Source organism: Limnobaculum parvum, from assembly GCF_003096015.2.
Lineage (GTDB): Bacteria > Pseudomonadota > Gammaproteobacteria > Enterobacterales > Enterobacteriaceae > Limnobaculum > Limnobaculum parvum.
Window position 1 is genome coordinate 8,947 of the sequence record NZ_CP029185.2, and the last position, 23,824, is coordinate 32,770.

The 23,824-nt window shown below is 50.9% G+C and carries 2 protein-coding genes; both read left to right on the top strand.

The features are described from left to right. Window positions 1–602 precede the first annotated feature (602 nt). Window positions 603–22,580, top strand: a complete 21,978-nt coding sequence (locus tag HYN51_RS00035) for an Ig-like domain-containing protein (protein ID WP_108900970.1) — start codon at window positions 603–605, stop codon at window positions 22,578–22,580. Between the two features lie 105 nt (window positions 22,581–22,685). Beyond that, on the top strand, window positions 22,686–23,669 hold the full coding sequence (locus HYN51_RS00040) for an OmpA family protein (protein WP_157952936.1): 984 nt from the start codon (window positions 22,686–22,688) through the stop codon (window positions 23,667–23,669). Window positions 23,670–23,824 lie beyond the last annotated feature (155 nt).

Sequence of the window (23,824 nt, forward strand, 5' to 3'; positions counted from 1 at the left end):
GATGCGTTAAAATAGGCGATTTGGAGAGAATATCAATTCCTGATGATATGCTTGGGGTTAGTTGTGGATAACCTGAGAGTAAAAGAGTAATTTTTCATATGATAGAAAAATTCGAGGGTGAATTTTATTGGTTTCGTTGTTTATGTAAAATATAGCCATATCTGTATATTTTAATGTTAATTTAATTTTTATTGTATGATTTTATTGAGTTTATTTTATATTTCTTAATATTTCTTAAATTTTCCCAATGATGTAAAAATTATTTAAAACAACGCATTTTTATGGTTTATTTAATTTTTTTATTGTAATTATTATTGTTATTAAACCATATAAATTGTTTTGTTGGGTGTTTTAAGCTGGTTTGGTGTATTTATTTTGAAATAAAAAACTAATTTATGTCGATTGTTGCATTACTTAGTTCGCATACTCCTTTTCTTATGGGGTAATATGTATGTTGTTTATGCATAGTGCCCATATACCCTAAAAATGTGGCCTTAAATAACACGAATTCAGTGTGGTAGAGGATTTTTATCACGCAGGAATGCTAATTTTTTATTAGAAATCGTTAGCAATACTTAAGGATATAAAGGAGTTATTCAAGTATGAATACAAATGCCAGTTTATTGGTAAATTCAGGAAGTGGTGCCTCTCAGGTTGTTTCTCTTGATGCAGGCAAACCGATCAAAATCAAAATCCAACCCGGTAGTAAATACCTTCTTAAGAATAATGATAATAACTTTGCACCGGAGAACATCACACTTCTGCGCAATGGTGATGATCTGTGCATTATTCTTGAAGGTGATACAACACCGGCAGTGGTTATTGAAGACTATTATGTTGCTGGTAATAGTGAACCGCTATTAGGTATGGCCGAGGATGGCCAACTTTATGCCTATATGGTGACGGATGGTTCATCTTTCGGTGAAGGCTATCTTTTTGATAATGGAGCTTTTGCTCCCGCAGCGCTAGGCGGTATGCCGTTGGGCGATGGCGCTTATCTATTTGAAGAAACCGATCATGATATGGGGCTGTTGGCTCTATGGCCATGGTTCTTGGGTGCGGCAGCGCTTACAGGTGCGGGCATTGCAATCTATCAGCATAACAAGGATGATGATAATGATTCTTCCCCAGCTCCGGTAACGCCTCCTCCGGTAAGAGAAGCCTCTGTACCAACACTGGAGGGTGCTCTGGATCAGACGGGTAACATTACTGGTCCTATCGCGGACGGTTCTTTTACCGATGAAAATCATCCGGTCATCTATGGTACTGGTTATGCCGGTGACACCATCAATGTTTATGATAATGGTCAATTAATTGGTACTGCGATTGTTGCTGCTGATGGTACCTGGAGCTTGAAGCCAGAGACCGCGCTGATCGATGGTGCTCATAACATCACCATTACCCAATCTAACTCAGATGGCTCCACAAGTAAGCCATCTGATGGTTTATCTTTTACTGTTGATACCGCTGCCCCAGTAAGACCGCTGTTTGGCGATATCATCGATAATGTGGGTTCTATCACTGGTCCAATTGCCAATGGTGCAACCACCGATGACGCTCGTCCTGAAGTGACTGGTACCGGTGAACCGGGTAATACCATTACTATTTTTATTGGTGGTAAAGAAGCCGGTAAGGCGCTTATCGACGGTAATGGGCACTGGAGCTGGACACCTGAAACAGATTTAGCAGATGGTCATTATCAACTGACTATCACTGAAACTGATAAAGCAGGCAACGTCAGCCCTGTTTCACCAACATTTGACTTTAATGTTGATACTACTGCGCCAGCTAAACCGATCGTTCCAGAAGCTATTGATAATATTGGTGATATCACCGGTCCAATCAAGCCGGGTGATAAGACTGATGATACCAAACCGGAATTTAACGGTGAAGGCACGCCGGGCGACACCATCATCATTAAAGATGGTGATGACATTATCGGCTCCGTAGTTATCCCAGAAGACGGTAAGTGGGAGTGGACGCCAGAAGAGCCGATGGGCGAAGGCGATCACAGCATTACTGTGACCGAGAAAGACCCGGCGGGCAATGAAAGTGAGCCATCCGATCCAATCGAGTTTGAAATTGACACCACTCCGCCAACCAAACCGATCGTTCCAGAAGTCATTGATAATGTTGGTGATATCACCGGTCCAATCAAGCCGGGTGATAAGACTGATGATACCAAACCGGAATTTAACGGTGAAGGCACGCCGGGCGACACCATCATCATTAAAGATGGTGATGACATTATCGGCTCCGTAGTTATCCCAGAAGACGGTAAGTGGGAGTGGACGCCAGAAGAGCCGATGGGCGAAGGCGATCACAGCATTACTGTGACCGAGAAAGACCCGGCGGGCAATGAAAGTGAGCCATCCGATCCAATCGCGTTTGAAATTGACACCGTTCCACCGGTGAAACCAACCGTACCGGAAGTCACCGATAATACCGGTGATAAAACCGGTGCCATCGAGCCGGGTGATGTGACCGACGAAAACAAACCGGAATTCAACGGTGAAGGGACGCCGGGCGACACCATCATCATTAAAGACGGTGAAGACATCATCGGCTCCGTGGTTATTCCAGAAGACGGTAAGTGGGAGTGGACGCCAGAAGAACCACTGGCCGACGGCGATCACAGCATTACCGTGACCGAGAAAGATCCGGCGGGCAATGAGAGTGTGCCATCCGATCCAATCGAGTTTGAAATTGACACCGTTCCACCGGTGAAACCAACCGTACCGGAAGCCACCGATAATACCGGTGATAAAACCGGTGCTATCAAGCCGGGTGATGTGACCGACGAAAACAAACCGGAATTCAACGGTGAAGGGACGCCGGGCGACACCATCATCATTAAAGACGGTGATGACGTCATTGGCTCCGTGGTTATTCCAGAAGACGGTAAGTGGAACTGGACGCCAGAAGAACCACTGGCCGACGGCGAGCACAGCATTACCGTGACCGAGAAAGATCCGGCGGGCAATGAGAGTGTGCCATCCGATCCGATCGCATTTGAAATTGACACCGTTCCACCGGTGAAACCAACCGTACCGGAAGCCACCGATAATACCGGTGATAAAACCGGTGCTATCAAGCCGGGTGATGTGACCGACGAAAACAAACCGGAATTCAACGGTGAAGGGACGCCGGGCGACACCATCATCATTAAAGACGGTGATGACGTCATTGGCTCCGTGGTTATCCCAGAAGACGGTAAGTGGGAGTGGACGCCAGAAGAACCACTGGCCGACGGCGATCACAGCATTACCGTGACCGAGAAAGATCCGGCGGGCAATGAGAGTGTGCCATCCGATCCGATCGCGTTTGAAATTGACACCGTTCCACCGGTGAAACCAACCGTACCGGAAGCCACCGATAATACCGGTGATAAAACCGGTGCCATCAAGCCGGGTGATGTGACCGACGAAAACAAACCGGAATTCAACGGTGAAGGGACGCCGGGCGACACCATCATCATTAAAGACGGTGATGACGTCATTGGCTCCGTGGTTATCCCAGAAGACGGTAAGTGGGAGTGGACGCCAGAAGAACCACTGGCCGACGGCGAGCACAGCATTACCGTGACCGAGAAAGATCCGGCGGGCAATGAGAGTGTGCCATCCGATCCGATCGCGTTTGAAATTGACACCGTTCCACCGGTGAAACCAACCGTACCGGAAGCCACCGACAAAACCGGCGATGAAACGGGCCCAATCAGTTCGGGTGATGTGACCGACGAAAACAAACCGGAATTCAACGGTGAAGGGACGCCGGGCGACACCATCATCATTAAAGACGGTGATGACGTCATTGGCTCCGTGGTTATTCCAGAAGACGGTAAGTGGAACTGGACGCCAGAAGAACCACTGGCCGACGGCGATCACAGCATTACCGTGACCGAGAAAGACCCGGCGGGCAATGAAAGTGTGCCATCCGATCCGATCGAGTTTGAAGTTGACACCGTTCCACCGGTGAAACCAACCGTACCGGAAGCCACCGATAATACCGGTGATAAAACCGGTGCTATCAAGCCGGGTGATGTGACCGACGAAAACAAACCGGAATTCAACGGTGAAGGGACGCCGGGCGACACCATCATCATTAAAGACGGTGATGACGTCATTGGCTCCGTGGTTATCCCAGAAGACGGTAAGTGGGAGTGGACGCCAGAAGAACCACTGGCCGACGGCGATCACAGCATTACTGTGACCGAGAAAGATCCGGCGGGCAATGAGAGTGTGCCATCCGATCCGATCGCGTTTGAAATTGACACCGTTCCACCGGTGAAACCAGCGGTACCGGAAGCCACCGATAATACCGGTGATAAAACCGGTGCCATCAAGCCGGGTGATGTGACCGACGAAAACAAACCGGAATTCAACGGTGAAGGGACGCCGGGCGACACCATCATCATTAAAGACGGTGATGACGTCATTGGCTCCGTGATTATCCCAGAAGACGGTAAGTGGAACTGGACGCCAGAAGAACCACTGGCCGACGGCGATCACAGCATTACCGTGACCGAGAAAGACCCGGCGGGCAATGAGAGTGTGCCATCCGATCCGATTGCGTTTGAAATTGACACCGTTCCACCGGTGAAACCAGCGGTACCGGAAGCCACCGATAATACCGGTGATAAAACCGGTGCCATCAATCCGGGTGATGTGACCGACGAAACCAAACCGGAATTCAACGGTGAAGGGACGCCGGGCGACACCATCATCATTAAAGACGGTGAAGACATCATCGGCTCCGTGGTTATCCCAGAAGACGGTAAGTGGGAATGGACGCCGGAAACCGATCTGGAAGACGGTGAGCACAGCATTACCGTGACCGAGAAAGATCCGGCGGGCAATGAGAGTGTGCCATCCGATCCGATCGAATTTGTGGTAGATACCATTCCATCGGATGCGCCGGCAGCACCAACCATCATGGATAATACTGGTGATAAGACGGGCGCTATCAAGCCAGGTGACCAAACCGACGAGACCAAACCAGAGTTCAGCGGTGAAGGTACGGCGGGCGACGTTATCAAGATCCTTGATAATGGAGAAGTGATTGGTTCAACCTCCGTTGCTGAAGACGGTACTTGGACCTTTACACCGGAAACGCCGCTGGCGGACGGCGATCACAGTATCACCCTGACCGAAACGGATCCTGCGGGCAACGAAAGTGTCCCATCGGCACCGATTGCGTTTGTGGTAGATACCATTCCACCGGATGCACCAACGGCACCAAGCATCACCGATAATACCGGTGATAAGACGGGCGCTATCAAGCCAGGTGACCAAACCGACGAAACCAAACCAGAGTTCAACGGTGAAGGGACTGCGGGCGACGTTATCAAGATCCTTGATAACGGAGAAGTGATTGGCTCAACTACCGTTGGTGAAGACGGCACTTGGACCTTTACACCGGAAACGCCGCTGGCGGAAGGCGATCACAGTATCACCCTGACCGAAACGGATCCTGCGGGCAACGAAAGTGTCCCATCGGCACCGATTGCGTTTGTGGTAGATACCATTCCACCGGATGCACCAACGGCACCAAGCATCACCGATAATACCGGTGATAAGACGGGCGCTATCAAGCCAGGTGACCAAACCGACGAAACCAAACCAGAGTTCAACGGTGAAGGGACTGCGGGCGACGTTATCAAGATCCTTGATAACGGAGAAGTGATTGGCTCAACTACCGTTGGTGAAGACGGCACTTGGACCTTTACACCGGAAACGCCGCTGGCAGATGGTGAACACAGCATCACCTTGACTGAAACCGATCCGGCGGGTAACGAAAGTGTCCCATCGGCACCGATTGCGTTTGTGGTAGATACCATTCCACCGGATGCACCAACGGCACCAAGCATCACCGATAATACCGGTGATAAGACGGGCGCTATCAAGCCAGGTGACCAAACCGACGAAACCAAACCAGAGTTCAACGGTGAAGGGACGGCGGGCGACGTTATCAAGATCCTTGATAACGGAGAAGTGATTGGCTCAACTACCGTTGGTGAAGACGGCACTTGGACCTTTACACCGGAAACGCCGCTGGCGGAAGGCGATCACAGTATCACCCTGACCGAAACGGATCCGGCGGGCAACGAAAGTGTCCCATCGGCACCGATTGCGTTTGTGGTAGATACCACTGCACCGGATGCACCAACGGCACCAACCATCATTGATGATACCGGCGCTAAGACGGGCGCTATCAATGCAGGCGATGAAACCGACGATACCAAACCAGAGTTTAAGGGTGAAGGGACGGCGGGCGACGTTATCAAGATCCTTGATAACGGAGAAGTGATTGGCTCAACTACCGTTGGTGAAGACGGTACTTGGACCTTTACACCGGAAACGCCGCTGGCGGAAGGCGATCACAGTATCACCCTGACCGAAACTGACCCGGCGGGCAACGAAAGTGTCCCATCGGCACCGATTGCGTTTGTGGTAGATACCACTGCACCGGATGCACCAACGGCACCAACCATCATTGATGATACTGGCGCTAAGACGGGCGCTATCAATGCAGGCGATGAAACCGACGATACCAAACCAGAGTTTAAGGGTGAAGGTACGGCGGGCGACGTTATCAAGATCCTTGATAACGGAGAAGTGATTGGCTCAGCCACCGTTGGTGAAGACGGTACTTGGACCTTTACACCGGAAGCTGAACTGAAGAACGGCGAGCATAGTATCACCCTGACTGAAACCGACCCGGCGGGCAACGAAAGTGTCCCATCGGCACCGATTGCGTTTGTAGTGGATACTGGAATACCGGATACACCAGCAGCACCGACCATCGCAGATGATGTAGGTAGTAAGACTGGGGCCATCAACTCTGGCGATCAGACCGACGATACCAAACCGGAATTCAGTGGTGAAGGTACGCCGGGCGACGTTATTAAGATCATGGATAACGGTGACGTGATTGGCTCTGTGGTTATTCCTGAAGATGGCAAGTGGGACTGGACGCCGGAAGCTCCGTTGGCGGAAGGCGAACACAGCATCACCCTGACCGAAACGAATCCGGCAGGCAGCGAAAGTAATCCATCGGCACCGATTGAGTTTGTGGTAGATACCACCGCACCGGATGCGCCGGCAGTACCAAGCATCACCGATAATACCGGTGATAAGACGGGCGTTATCAATCCAGGCGATGAAACCGACGATACCAAACCAGAGTTTAAGGGTGAAGGTACGGCAGGTGACGTTATTAAGATCATGGATAACGGAGAAGTGATTGGCTCAGCCACCGTTGGTGAAGACGGTACTTGGACCTTTACACCGGAAACACCACTGGCGGAAGGCGATCACAGTATCACCCTGACCGAAACTGACCCGGCGGGCAACGAAAGTGTTCCATCGGCACCGATTGCGTTTGTGGTAGATACCACCGCACCGGATGCGCCGGCAGTACCAAGTGTTACCGATAATACCGGTGATAAGACGGGCGCTATCAATTCAGGCGACCAGACCGACGAAACTAAACCAGAGTTCAACGGTGAAGGTACGGCGGGCGACGTTATCAAGATCCTTGATAACGGAGAAGTGATTGGTTCAACCACCGTTGGTGAAGACGGCACTTGGACCTTTACACCGGAAACGCCGCTGGCGGAAGGCGATCACAGTATCACTCTGACTGAAACCGACCCGGCGGGCAACGAAAGTGTCCCATCGGCACCGATTGAGTTTGTGGTAGATACCACCGCACCGGATGCGCCGGCAGTACCAAGCATCACCGATAATACCGGTGATAAGACGGGCGTTATCAATCCAGGCGATGAAACCGACGATACCAAACCAGAGTTTAAGGGTGAAGGTACGGCGGGCGACGTTATTAAGATCCTTGATAACGGAGAAGTGATTGGCTCAGCCACCGTTGGTGAAGACGGTACTTGGACCTTTACACCGGAAACACCACTGGCGGAAGGCGATCACAGTATCACCCTGACCGAAACTGACCCGGCGGGCAACGAAAGTGTTCCATCGGCACCGATTGCGTTTGTGGTAGATACCACCGCACCGGATGCTCCAGCAGCACCGACCATCACTGATGATGTAGGTGATAAGACGGGCGTTATCAATTCAGGCGATGAAACCGACGATACCAAACCAGAGTTTAAGGGTGAAGGTACGGCGGGCGACGTTATCAAGATCCTTGATAATGGAGAAGTGATTGGTTCAACCACCGTTGGTGAAGACGGCACTTGGACCTTTACACCGGAAACTGAACTGAAGAATGGCGATCATAGTATCACCCTGACTGAAACCGACCCGGCGGGCAACGAAAGTGTCCCATCGGCACCGATTGAGTTTGTGGTTAATACTGATATACCGGATGCACCGGCAGCACCGACCATCACTGATGATGTAGGTGATAAGACCGGCGCTATCAATTCAGGTGACGAGACCGACGATACCAAACCGGAATTCAGCGGTGAAGGTAACGCGAAAGATGTCATCAAGATCCTTGATAACGGAGAAGTGATTGGCTCGGTTACCGTTGGTGACGATGGTAAGTGGGACTGGACGCCGGAAGCTCCGTTGGCGGAAGGCGATCATAGCATCACCATCACTGAAACGAATCCGGCGGGCAACGAAAGTAATCCATCGACTCCGATTGAGTTTGTCGTGGATACCACTGCACCAGCTAAACCGGCTATTGATAGCGTTATTGATGATGAAGGTTCGGTTACTGGCCCAATTATTAACGGCGGCGTTACCGATGATACAACCCCAATCTTCTCAGGTGAAGGTGATGCGGGCGATATCATCACGTTGACTGATAATGAAGGCACAGTTATTGGTAGCGTGAAAGTTGATGAAAACGGTAGCTGGAAATTTACCCCAGAAACGCCGTTAGCAGAAGGCGATCACAGCATTACCGTGACTGAAACTGACCCGGCGGGCAACAAGAGTGAGCCATCCGATCCGTTTACGTTTACCGTGGATACCACTCCGCCAGATCTGACTAAATTAGCTATTACCGGCGTTGAAGATAACGTAGGTGAAGTTACCGGAAATATCCTTGATGGTAAGTCAACCGATGATGCTAGCCCGGTTATTACCGGTACCGGTACCAAAGGTGACACCATTGTGGTGTACGCAAAAGATACCACCGGTAACCATGAAATTGGTCGTGCAACGGTTGGGGATGATGGCAAGTGGAGTCTGGAACCAACCACGCCGTTACTGCCAGGTAGCAACGTACTGACCGCGGTAGAAATCGATCCGGCGGGTAATGCGACTGAACCAAGTGCAACCTATACCATCACGTTGGATATTTCTAAACCAACAGAGCCAGTGATTGTTAACGTACTGGATGATGTGGGTCCTATCACGGGCGCATTACAAAAAGGTGATGTGACCGACGATAACAAACCAACCATTACGGGTACGGCTGAAGCTGGCTATATCGTTCGCATTTATGACGGTGCAACCCTGTTAGGTTCTGTGACTGCTGACACCAAAGGCGTGTGGACATTTACACCAACCACCGCTCTGGCTGATGGCCAGCACAGCATCACTGCGACGGCGACCAGCACGATTGGTCAAACTAGCAAGCCAACCGGTATCTTCAATTTTGAAGTGGATACCAAGGCACCACTGGCAGCAGATAGCCTGAAGATCACCGATGATGTGGGTGATTATAAAGGCGAACTGAAAGACGGTGATACTACCGATGACGCTACACCAACCTTCAGCGGTAAGGCCGAAGCCAACAGCACCGTGACTATCTATAACGGTGATAAAGAAATTGGTTCAGCGAAAGCGGATGCTAGCGGTAACTGGTCAATTACGCCAAGTACTCCATTGACAGACGGTGACTATGCGTTCAGCACGGTTGTGACGGATAAAGCGGGTAACGTAAGTCCTGCAACACCAGATGTTCACATCACCATTGATACTACCGGCGTGGTGGTTAGCATTACTCATCTGGTAGATGATGTGGGCGCTATCACGGGTGATATCACACCAAATGGCGTAACCGACGATACTAAACCAGAAATCATTGGTACCGGTAAAGCGGGCAGCACCATCAAGATTTACGACGGTGCGGTTAAGTTAGGTGAAACGACCGTTAAGGCCGATGGCTCTTGGAGCTTTACACCGACGACTGCCTTAAATGAAGGTAAACATAGTATCACGGCAACGGCAACGGATAAGGCGGGTAATATCAGCCCGGCAACGTCTGCGTTTGAATTTACCGTAGATACTACTGCGCCATCGATCCCAACCATTGACTCAGCTAAAGACGACGTGGGCACGATTCAGGGACCACTGGCCAACGGTGGCGTGACGGATGACTCTACACCAACGCTGATTGGTAAAGCAGAGAAAGGCAGTACTGTCATCGTTTATGACGGTGAAGCAGTGCTGGGTTCTACTGTTGCAGACAGTAATGGTGATTGGAGCTTTACACCTGCTACCCCAGTTCTGGAAGGCGAGCATAAGTTCCATGTGACCGCGACTGATGCGGCAGGTAACGTGAGTCCGAAGTCAGCCGACTTCGTGCTGACCACGGATTACACCGCGCCAGACTTCAGTAAGCTGGCTATCACTGGTGTGGATGATCAGGTAGGTGCAACCACCGGTAACGTGTTGTCCGGCGGTGAAACCGACGATACGCGTCCAACCATTAGCGGTACCGGCACTAAGGGTGACACCATTTTTGTGTATACCCATGACAGCGCCGGCGATCGTCTGATTGGCACCACGGTCGTTAAGGCAGATGGTACTTGGACCATGCAACCTGAGTCACCGTTACTGACGGGTGAGAACAAGTTCACGGCGAAAGAGATGGATCCAGTGGGCAACAAGGTTGGCCCGTGTGCGGAATACGTTGTGACACTGAACGTGACCCCGCCAGAGCCACCGGTGATTGTGCGCGTGGAAGACAACGTGAATAACGCAGATAATGCGGTAGTTTACGTACAAAAAGCGGGCCTGACCGATGACAACACGCCGACCATTGTAGGTACGGCGGTGGCCAACGGTATTGTCACCATCTATAACAACGATGTGGCAATTGGTTCGGTGAAAGTGGGCGCTGACAGTCAGTGGACCTTTACACCAACACTGGCAGACGGCAAGTACAACATCCGTGCTGATGTGACTGACACTATTGGCAGAACCAGTACCAAAACCGGTATTTTTGATTTTACCGTGGATACCACACCACCGAGCAAAGCGACAGATCTGGTTGTCACCGACAATGAAGGGTCTAAGACGGGTGCACTGACCAGCGGTGAGATTACTGATGACAGTACGCCAACCTTTACCGGCAAGGCAGAAGCCAACGGCACGGTCACTATTTATAACGGTGAGACGGCGTTGGGTACGGCTAACGTGGACGGTAGCGGTAACTGGACGTTTACTCCGGATGTGGCACTGGCTGATGGTGACTATACCTTCACCATCAAAGTGACCGATATGGCGGGTAACACCGGTGCGGCGACGGATACGTTTAATCTGACCATTGATACTACTGATGTAACAGTAAAAATCACCAAGTTGCTGGATGATGTGGGCAGCATTACGGGTCCTATCACGCCAACCACCGGAGTGACTGACGACACGCGTCCGGAAATCATTGGTGAAGGCAAAGTGGGTAGCATCATCAAGGTGTACGATGGTGAAAACCTGCTGGGCTCTACAACAGTGAAAGCTGATAAGAGCTGGAGCTTTACGCCAACGTCAGATCTGGGTCAGGGCAGTCACAGCATTACGGCGACAGCCACCGATCTGGCGGGTAATACTAGCCCGGCGACCTCACCGTTTGTGTTCGAGATTGACACGGTGAAACCGTCAGTACCAACCATTGAGTCAGCCACCGATGACGTGGGTGATATTCAGGATCCACTGAGTAACAACAGTTGGACCGATGACCCGACGCCAACGCTGATTGGTAAAGCCGAAAACGGCAGTATCGTGAAAGTGTATGACGGCTCAGCCTTCCTCGGCTCGGTTATTGCGAACGACACCACGGGTGAGTGGAGCTTCACACCGGTATCGGGTTTATCCGAAGGGCCACACACCTTTACGGTTACGGCCACGGATAAGGCGGGTAACATCAGTGATAAATCGGCAAACTTTGTGTTGACGCTGGACTTTACCGGTCCTGACCTGACCAAACTGGCGATCACCGGCGTGGATGATCAGGTAGGTGCAACCACCGGTAACGTGTTGTCCGGCGGTGAAACCGACGATACGCGTCCAACCATTAGCGGTACCGGCACTAAGGGTGACACCATTTTTGTGTATACCCATGACAGCGCCGGCGATCGTCTGATTGGCACCACGGTCGTTAAGGCAGATGGTACTTGGACCATGCAACCTGAGTCACCGTTACTGACGGGTGAGAACAAGTTCACGGCGAAAGAGATGGATCCAGTGGGCAACAAGGTTGGCCCGTGTGCGGAATACGTTGTGACACTGAACGTGACCCCGCCAGAGCCACCGGTGATTGTGCGCGTGGAAGACAACGTGAATAACGCAGATAATGCGGTAGTTTACGTACAAAAAGCGGGCCTGACCGATGACAACACGCCGACCATTGTAGGTACGGCGGTGGCCAACGGTATTGTCACCATCTATAACAACGATGTGGCAATTGGTTCGGTGAAAGTGGGCGCTGACAGTCAGTGGACCTTTACACCAACACTGGCAGACGGCAAGTACAACATCCGTGCTGATGTGACTGATACTATTGGCAGAACCAGTACCAAAACCGGTATTTTTGATTTTACCGTGGATACCACACCACCGAGCAAAGCGACAGATCTGGTTGTCACCGACAATGAAGGGTCTAAGACGGGTGCACTGACCAGCGGTGAGATTACTGATGACAGTACGCCAACCTTTACCGGCAAGGCAGAAGCCAACGGCACGGTCACTATTTATAACGGTGAGACGGCGTTGGGTACGGCTAACGTGGACGGTAGCGGTAACTGGACGTTTACTCCGGATGTGGCACTGGCTGATGGTGACTATACCTTCACCATCAAAGTGACCGATATGGCGGGTAACACCGGTGCGGCGACGGATACGTTTAATCTGACCATTGATACTACTGATGTAACAGTAAAAATCACCAAGTTGCTGGATGATGTGGGCAGCATTACGGGTCCTATCACGCCAACCACCGGAGTGACTGACGACACGCGTCCGGAAATCATTGGTGAAGGCAAAGTGGGTAGCATCATCAAGGTGTACGATGGTGAAAACCTGCTGGGCTCTACAACAGTGAAAGCTGATAAGAGCTGGAGCTTTACGCCAACGTCAGATCTGGGTCAGGGCAGTCACAGCATTACGGCGACAGCCACCGATCTGGCGGGTAATACTAGCCCGGCGACCTCACCGTTTGTGTTCGAGATTGACACGGTGAAACCGTCAGTACCAACCATTGAGTCAGCCACCGATGACGTGGGTGATATTCAGGATCCACTGAGTAACAACAGTTGGACCGATGACCCGACGCCAACGCTGATTGGTAAAGCCGAAAACGGCAGTATCGTGAAAGTGTATGACGGCTCAGCCTTCCTCGGCTCGGTTATTGCGAACGACACCACGGGTGAGTGGAGCTTCACACCGGTATCGGGTTTATCCGAAGGGCCACACACCTTTACGGTTACGGCTACGGATAAGGCGGGTAACATCAGTGATAGATCGGCAAACTTTGTGTTGACGCTGGACTTTACCGGTCCTGACCTGACCAAACTGGCGATCACCGGCGTGGATGATCAGGTAGGTGCAACCACCGGTAACGTGTTGTCCGGCGGTGAAACCGACGATACGCGTCCAACCATTAGCGGTACCGGCACTAAGGGTGACACCATTTTTGTGTATACCCATGACAGCGCCGGCGATCGTCTGATTGGCACCACGGTCGTTAAGGCAGATGGTACTTGGACCATGCAACCTGAGTCACCGTTACTGACGGGTGAGAACAAGTTCACGGCGAAAGAGATGGATCCAGTGGGCAACAAGGTTGGCCCGTGTGCGGAATACGTTGTGACACTGAACGTGACCCCGCCAGAGCCACCGGTGATTGTGCGCGTGGAAGACAACGTGAATAACGCAGATAATGCGGTAGTTTACGTACAAAAAGCGGGCCTGACCGATGACAACACGCCGACCATTGTAGGTACGGCGGTGGCCAACGGTATTGTCACCATCTATAACAACGATGTGGCAATTGGTTCGGTGAAAGTGGGCGCTGACAGTCAGTGGACCTTTACACCAACACTGGCAGACGGCAAGTACAACATCCGTGCTGATGTGACTGATACTATTGGCAGAACCAGTACCAAAACCGGTATTTTTGATTTTACCGTGGATACCACACCACCGAGCAAAGCGACAGATCTGGTTGTCACCGACAATGAAGGGTCTAAGACGGGTGCACTGACCAGCGGTGAGATTACTGATGACAGTACGCCAACCTTTACCGGCAAGGCAGAAGCCAACGGCACGGTCACTATTTATAACGGTGAGACGGCGTTGGGTACGGCTAACGTGGACGGTAGCGGTAACTGGACGTTTACTCCGGATGTGGCACTGGCTGATGGTGACTATACCTTCACCATCAAAGTGACCGATATGGCGGGTAACACCGGTGCGGCGACGGATACGTTTAATCTGACCATTGATACTACTGATGTAACAGTAAAAATCACCAAGTTGCTGGATGATGTGGGCAGCATTACGGGTCCTATCACGCCAACCACCGGAGTGACTGACGACACGCGTCCGGAAATCATTGGTGAAGGCAAAGTGGGTAGCATCATCAAGGTGTACGATGGTGAAAACCTGCTGGGCTCTACAACAGTGAAAGCTGATAAGAGCTGGAGCTTTACGCCAACGTCAGATCTGGGTCAGGGCAGTCACAGCATTACGGCGACAGCCACCGATCTGGCGGGTAATACTAGCCCGGCGACCTCACCGTTTGTGTTCGAGATTGACACGGTGAAACCGTCAGTACCAACCATTGAGTCAGCCACCGATGACGTGGGTGATATTCAGGATCCACTGAGTAACAACAGTTGGACCGATGACCCGACGCCAACGCTGATTGGTAAAGCCGAAAACGGCAGTATCGTGAAAGTGTATGACGGCTCAGCCTTCCTCGGCTCGGTTATTGCGAACGACACCACGGGTGAGTGGAGCTTCACACCGGTATCGGGTTTATCCGAAGGGCCACACACCTTTACGGTTACGGCTACGGATAAGGCGGGTAACATCAGTGATAGATCGGCAAACTTTGTGTTGACGCTGGACTTTACCGGTCCTGACCTGACCAAACTGGCGATCACCGGCGTGGACGATCAGGTTGGTGCAACCACCGGTAATGTGCTGTCAGGTAAAACAACTGACGACACGCGTCCAACCATCAGCGGTACCGGCACCAAGGGTGACACCATTTTTGTGTATACCCATGACAGCGCCGGCGATCGTCTGATTGGCACCACGGTCGTTAAGGCTGACGGTACTTGGACTATGAGACCGGCAGAAGAGCTGAATTCTGGCGAGAACAAGTTCACGGCGAAAGAGATGGATCCAGTGGGCAACAAGGTTGGTCCGTGTGCAGAATACATTATTACTGTAGATGGCACAGTACCAGCAGTGCCAACCATTGATACCGTGGCGGATGACGTAGGTACTATTACCGGTAATTTAACTTCCGGTGATTCTACTGACGACAACAAACCAACTATCTCTGGTACAGCGGCTTCGGCCAAGGGCGGAACGGTTACTATCTATAACGATGGTGCAAAAATCGGTACGGCAACGGTTGATGCAGACGGTAAGTGGACATTCACTCCGGCGACAGCACTGGCTGACGGTTCGTATAAGATCACGGTTGATGCGACCAATACGGTCGGTCAAACCAGCGATAAGAGCGATGCCTTCAACTTTACTGTTGATACCATTGCACCATCAGCGGTAACCGATCTGGTGATCACTGATGACGAGGGTACTTATCAAGGGCCACTGAAAAACAACGATACCACCGATGACAATACGCCAACCTTTACCGGTAAGGCTGAAGCCAACGGCATCGTGACTATCTATGATGGTTCAACGGCTCTGGGTTCTGTCAAAGCAGGTAGCGATGGTAGCTGGACGTTCACACCGAGCGCGCTGGATGATGGTAAATATGAGTTCAGTACCAAGGTAACGGATGCAGCGGGTAATACCGGTGCGGCGACGCCAGTGGTGAATATCACTGTTGATACCGGTGTGTTAACGGTGAAAATCACTAAGCTGGAAGATAACGTTGGCGATATCACTGGCGCTATTAAGGCTGATGGTTTCACTGATGATACTCAACCAGAAGTGATTGGTACCACTAAAGCGAACAGTATTGTTAAAGTCTACGACGGTGTAACGTTGATAGGTTCAACTACGGCAGATGTAAATGGTGACTGGAGCTTTACGCCAGCAACCTCATTGGCTCAGGGCGAACACAGTATTACTGCTATTGCGACCGATACGGCGGGTAACACCAGTGCCGCAACGGAGGCGTTCAAGTTTACCGTTGATACGACGAAACCGACCGTACCGACCATTGATTCAGCTGAGGACAACGTGGGTGCTATTACCGGACCTATGATCAGCGGTAGCTATACGGATGATCCGACGCCAACGCTGAGCGGTAAAGCTGAGAAAGGCAGCACTGTAAGCGTGTATGACGGTACGGATCTGTTGGGTACAACGACGGCGAACAGCGATGGTGAGTGGACGTTCACTACTGACACAATGACTGAGACCACGCACACATTCCACGTAACGGCGACGGATACTGCGGGTAACGTTAGTCCGAAATCAAATGATTTCGTGCTGAATATGGACTTCACCAAGCCGGATGAGAGCAAGCTAGCTATCACCGGTGTGGACGATCAGGTGGGTAGTTTCACCGGTAACGTCAAGTCAGGCGAAACCACCGACGACACGCGTCCAACCATCAGCGGTACCGGTACCAAAGGTGACATTATTATTGTGTACACCAAAGACAGTACCGATAACCATGTGATTGGCTCGGTGAAAGTGGGTGATGACGGCAAGTGGAGCCTGCAACCAGCAACAGCGCTGGCGCTTGGTGAAAACGTATTCACTGCGGTAGAAATGGACCCAGCGGGTAACAAGACTGCGCCAAGTGCGGAGTACACCATTAACCTGAGTACGGATGTGCCATTAGCGCCAACCATTGATACCGTGGCGGATGACGTAGGTACCATCACCGGTGACTTAAAAGACGGTGATACAACTGACGACACCAAACCAACTATCTCTGGTACAGCGGCTTCGGCCAAGGGCGGAACGGTTACTATCTATAACGATGGTACCAAAATCGGTACAGCAACGGTTGATGCAGACGGTAAGTGGACATTCACTCCGGCGACAGCACTGGCTGACGGTTCGTATAAGATCACGGTTGATGCGACCAATACGGTCGGTCAAACCAGCGAGAAGAGCGATGCCTTCAACTTTACTGTTGATACTGTTGCGCCGGGAGCGGTAACCGATCTGGTGATCAGTGATGATGTGGGTGATTACAAAGGGCCACTGAAAGATAACGATACCACCGATGACAATACGCCAACCTTCACCGGTAAGGCTGAAGCCAACGGCATCGTGACTATCTATGATGGTTCAACGGCTCTGGGTTCTGTCAAAGCAGGTAGCGATGGTAGCTGGACGTTCACACCGACCGCGGTGGCAGATGGTAAACATGAGTTCAGTACCAAGGTAACGGATGCAGCGGGTAATACCGGTGCGGCGACACCATTGGTACATATCACTGTGGATACCAGTACGGTCACTATAGCAATCACCAAGTTGGAGGATAACGTTGGTAGTATCACTGGCGCTATTAAGGCTGATGGTTTCACCGACGATACTCAACCAGAAGTGATTGGTACGGCTAAAGCGGACAGTATTGTCAACGTTTACGACGGTGCAACGCTGATAGGTTCAACTACGGCAGATGCAACAGGTAACTGGACATTTACACCAGCGACCGCATTGAAAGAGGGTGAACACAGCATTACTGCGACGGCGACCGATACGGCGGGTAACACCACTGCTGCAACGGATGCATTCAAGTTCACTGTTGATACGACGAAACCGACCGTGCCGACCATTGACTCAGCGGAAGACAACGTAGGTACTATCACCGCAGCATTACATAGCGGCGACTTTACCGATGATTCGACACCGGTTCTGACAGGTAAAGCTGAGAAAGACAGCACCGTCAGTGTGTATGATGGTACGACTCTGCTGGGCACAACGACGGCAAACAGCGAGGGTGTGTGGACATACACCACTGCAGCGTTGTCTGAAGGTGAGCACAAGTTCCATGTCATCGCCACCGATACGGCAGGCAACGTCAGCGATAAGTCTGCTGACTTTATCCTGACCACTGACTACACCGCACCAGCAGTAACGCTGGAAATTAAAGGGTATCAGGACAATGTCGGTACAAATCAGGGGCTGATACTGGGTAGTGGTACCTCCACCGATGATACTTCTCCAGTACTGAAAGGTAACTGGGATGGAACTCTGGGAAGTACGGATGTTATCCAGATTTATCAAGATAATGTTCTGATTGGTACCGCAGTACTTGATAGCACCGATAGTTCATGGACGTTTGCATTAAGTGGGTTGGTCAACGCGACCACCTATACTTATACTGCGGCCGCGGTTGATGTTGCTGGAAATAAAGCGGCACTTTCACCGGACTTCGCGTTGACCATCGATTTGGATGCGCCAACACAGACCGTTACCATCGTTAATTACACCGATGATGTTGGTGCGGCGCGCGGTGATTTTGGTTCTAATACCAAGACGGACGATCGTACTCCAACCTTGAACGGTAAGGTAAGCAGCGCTCTGGATGCGGGCGACGAAGTGCGCATTTACGACGTCACCAGCGGTAAAATGCTGGGTACGGCGACGGTGAATGCTGACAATTCGTGGACTTTTGATCCACCTGCGCTGAAAGATGATATGACTTATACCTTCCGTGCGGTTGTGGCGGATAAGTCCGGCAACGAAGGGACTGTGTCTAATAACTTCGTGATATCGATTGACCTGACTGTGGTCATTAACGTTCAGGATACACTTGATACCACGCCGATTGTCTCGGGTTCTACCGGCTTTAATATCTTGGAAGGCGAGTACCTGGTGGTGACGGTGAACGGTAAGGATTACAGCTCGAAGGATGGCGCTGTCGTTATCGATTTCCGTAACAACACTTGGTATGTCCAGATCCCGGACAGTGATGCCTTACCTATCGGATCTTACGACGTGAAAGCGGTGCTGTATGATGCGGATGGTGTAAGCATCACGACCGATGATTCGGTCAAAGAGCTTACCGTTTCACCAACGCCTGTCGTTATTGTGGGTGCGGGTAGCGGCGATCCGGATCAGAAGGCAACGGCGGTTACCTTAGCGGAAACTGGTGCATGGCGTATCCATACTAACCAATCCATGCTGGATTCAACGGCGACCTCTTCATCAACGTTGGGTGATTTCAATGTGACGAAGCTGGTCAGTAACTCGGGTACGGGGTACAACTCGCATAACTACGTGCAGAATGCCACCTTCATAGACTATAACCGCGACGGTATGATGGATCTGTTTACAGTAGACAGCAACTATGACGACGGTCAGCAGATGTTCTACTACAATGGTTCTACGTATACAGCATACCAAGTGGGGGCATTTAGCAATGCGCCTCAGACTGGGGAATTTGCTGGTAACGCCAATACCGATCATAGTGCCAACACTTGGAGTTGGTACGGCGGGGTCATTGCCATTGATAAAGATGGCGACGGTTTTGTTGATATGATCAATGGTGACCAGACGCCTAACGACAGTGCTATTCGTGGTGGTTACGGTTCGCAAATCGTACTGAATAATGATGGTACGCTTTCTGGCATGACCAAAGACGGCACGTTCGCAACGGACTATGCGGCCAACTCCTCACATCAACCAATCGGACTGGATGAGTCACAACCGGATATGGAACTGTCCGGCGTGGATCTCAACAACGATGGTATCGTTGACTTTGTGATGCACAGTCAGAATATCGTTGCTGATGGGTCACGTATTGATAAGGATGGGGCAACGAATAGTTCTGCGGCACGGAGTACTGACAACGCCCGTCTGGTGGTGGTTAACGGCACTAACGGTGGCAACTGGAAGGTCACTCAGATAGTTGAGAACGTGTTCCAGCGCGGTTCGGATGATGACCCGAATATCGGTAACGGTGTGGCTATGACCTGGGGCGACTTTAACGGCGACGGTATGATGGACTTGTTCCTAGGCCGGGGAAGTGCGAGTACCACCAGCTCTGGTTCTGCTTCGAGTAGCAATGCTCAGCAGCAGGCTAGCCGGATCTACTTCAACGACGGTACTGGTAAACTGGTGTTCAGCGATCCAAACAATGATGGCATCGGTAACCCAACAGCAGCGGGTATGTATACCTTTAACGACACGCTGTCAGGCGGTGCTTCTATTGCGCTGGATTGGAACCACGACGGTAAGGTCGATGTTATCGAACTGCCGGGCATGGGAAGTTCTGGGGGGATGTCTAGCAGTACCGCATCCGGGCCGGTTAACTTGTATACCAATACGTCAACGGGTGGCACAACGAGCTTTACCACCACGAATATGCTTACTCAGGTTGGTATGTCGACAATTGGTGGTACGAGCACTGCAAAACAAGTCACCGGTGGTATTGCCGCTGATATCGACTGGGACGGCGATCGTGACCTGTTAGTGTTCACCAGCGGTGGTGCTACTACTTACATTGAAAACAAAAATCAGGTTGCGTACGGTACGGCTATCCACCTACGTATTCTGGATGCGGGCGGTATCAACTCCCTGTTCGGTAATACAGTACAGCTGATTGATGAGGCTACGGGTAAAGTTGTTTCTACCCAAATCATCAACCCGCAGTCGGGTAACCAGACTAACGACAGTTCGGCAATTGTGGACTTCTACGGACTGGATGCCAGCAAGTCGTACAGTGCGGTCATCTTGCGTTCAGAGAAGGGGGCAATAGCCAACGTGGGCGGTGTGGCCAGCGTGGGCAGCACCACCATTCAGAACGTCAATAAAGCATGGGCAGGGTTGAAGGCTGAAGAGGCTAACCATGCTTATGTGTTGACTACTGAGTCTGAAACCAACGTCGCTAACGCTAGTGCTAACGGTGGCACCAACACAACGGGTATTGTAGGAACTGGCTACAACGATACATTCTTTGCCTCTCTGGGTAACGACTTGTATAACGGTGCAGGCGGTACCACCACAATCTCCGGCGTGAAGTCTTGGAGCAATACCGGCGGCTTGGATATTGTTGATTACAAACTGGCGGGTAATACGGCGCTGACCATCGACCTAGGTAAGACGACTATGCAGAGTACCGGTTTCGGTAGTGCACAGTTTGTGAACATCGAAGGTCTGGCAGGCGGTGGCGGTAATGACACCTTTACTGGCAATGCGTTGAATAACTACTTTGACGGTCGCGGTGGCAATGACACCTTCAATCTTGGGAGTGGCGGTCAGGATACGCTGATGTACAAGTCGTTGAATGCGTCATCCAATGACGGTGGTAACGGCCATGATACGGTGAATAACTTCTTCATCGGTACTGTGGAAGCAACACCGAATGCTGACATTATTGATGTGAGTGACCTGTTGGTGGGCTATAGAGCAGATGCTGATGGCGCGGCTCACTATATCAATGGCGTTGCAACCATTGATGCCGGTGACCGAATTGCTCAGTATCTCTCTGTTGCCTACAACGGTAGTGACAGTATTCTGTCCATTGACCGTGATGGTAGTGGGTCATCTTATGGTACAGCGCAGTTACTGACCATGAAAGGTACCAAGGTATCGCTGGAAGAACTGTTAGCGAACCATCAGATAGTTATCGACGATGGTCATGGTTCAGCCGCTGTATCTTCAGGCCAAATGGTGTCTTCGAGCCAAATGGTATCTTCAAGCCTTAAGTCATTACTGTCTATCTCTCAGATGTTTACTGCTGGTGACGATATTCTGTACGGTACTGAGCGTGAAGACATCCTGATGGGTGGTCAGGGCAACGATACCTTTATCCATATCGGTAAAGGTGATCAGGTGATGGGCGGAGAAGGTAACGATGTTATCAAGCTGGCCTCAACAGACTTCGACTTTATCTCTGGTGATGCGGGTATCGACACCCTGATTCTGGAAGGTAAAGACGAACTGTTAGATCTGAGCGCGTTGAAAGGCAAGCTGGAATCAATAGAGATATTCGACATGGGTGATGGTCACAACACCATGAAGGTTTCTCTGGATGATGTTCTGCGTCTGGGTTCAGAAGAACTGGCAATCCACAATGGTGATAAAGCGATTATCGTTAACGGTGAAGAAGGCAGCACTCTGCAGTTAGAGAGTGGTGACGGCCAGTGGACGATGTCGCAAAGCAATTACCAACATGGCGGTAATACCTATAACGTCTGGACCATGAGTACCTCAGGTATTGAAGTACTGGTCGAGAACACGGTTAACCCGATCATTATGTAATTGAGTGATTGAAGCGGCCGCCGTAAGGCGGTCGTCTTCAGCACACACTGTTTAACTTACCAGTAACGGAATAACTCAGGAGTAAATATGTTTAGGAAAAACAACATGTCACAACTAAGTAAGCCATCCATGTGGCTACGTGCATCAGCAATGGGTCTGCTCCCGGCATTATTGGCTTTCAACGTGATGGCCAAAGGCGTTGTCAGCCATGATGAGATGGAAATTATCCCAGTGGATTCGTCGGATGCCCCAGTGGTCGCCACGCCAGGACCAGCCATTACCATGACCCATACCGGTACTCAGTACGTACCGGTAGGCCGTATTGGTAATGCACTGTCTCAGGTGGTGTTTTATCATCCGAAGAGAGCGGGCGATAGCGCGATTGGTGTTGCCAATATCTATGTGGACCGTGAGTTTCAGGGCGCGCTGAAAAGCGGCGAGTTTAGCGTGTTCTGTGTAGAACCGGGTAAACACATTATTGAAGCTTATCAGAATGATGCACCTAACTATGCGGGTAAAGAAGTTCCACGCACCATGGCTCGTCTAGACGGTGGAAAAACTTACTTTGTTGAAACCAATACCGACCAAAACGTGGGTACACCGGTCTCTGTAAACCGTACTCAGGCTGAAAACCAACTGTTTGGTTATAAGAACAGCGCCACCATTAACCGTGCTTCAGCGGTGAGAGCGTGTGAATACGTCGGTGGTATGTCACAACTGGGTAACGTGCTGTTTAGCTTCGCCGGTAGAAAAGTGTCGGATATCGAAGCGGGTGGTAAAGATATCGTTGAAAACATGGCGGACTACATCAAGGGTCAGCCGCAGATTCAGCGTGTGGATATTGTTGGTCATGCGGACCCAGTAGGTAGCTCGGCATTCAACCAGAAACTGTCTGTACAACGTGCAGAAACAGTGAAGAAAATGCTGGTGTCTAAAGGTGTACCGGCTTCATTACTGTTCACCAGTGGTGAAGGGGACAGCAACCCAACCGTCGATTGCAGTGGTTTACCGAATAAAGAACGTAATTTCTGTAACCGTGCTAACCGTCGTGTGGATGCATTGATCCAGACAAACACAAACGCTGAATAATCGTTTGTTGTAATCAGTAAACAACCGGCCTGGCTAACAGGCCGGTTAATGATACCGCCAGTGGGTTTACAAAAAGCCTACTGACGGTATCAACAGTTATACAGCAAGAAAATTGCTATAAGTTATATTTAAAGCAGCATGCAATTATTAACACA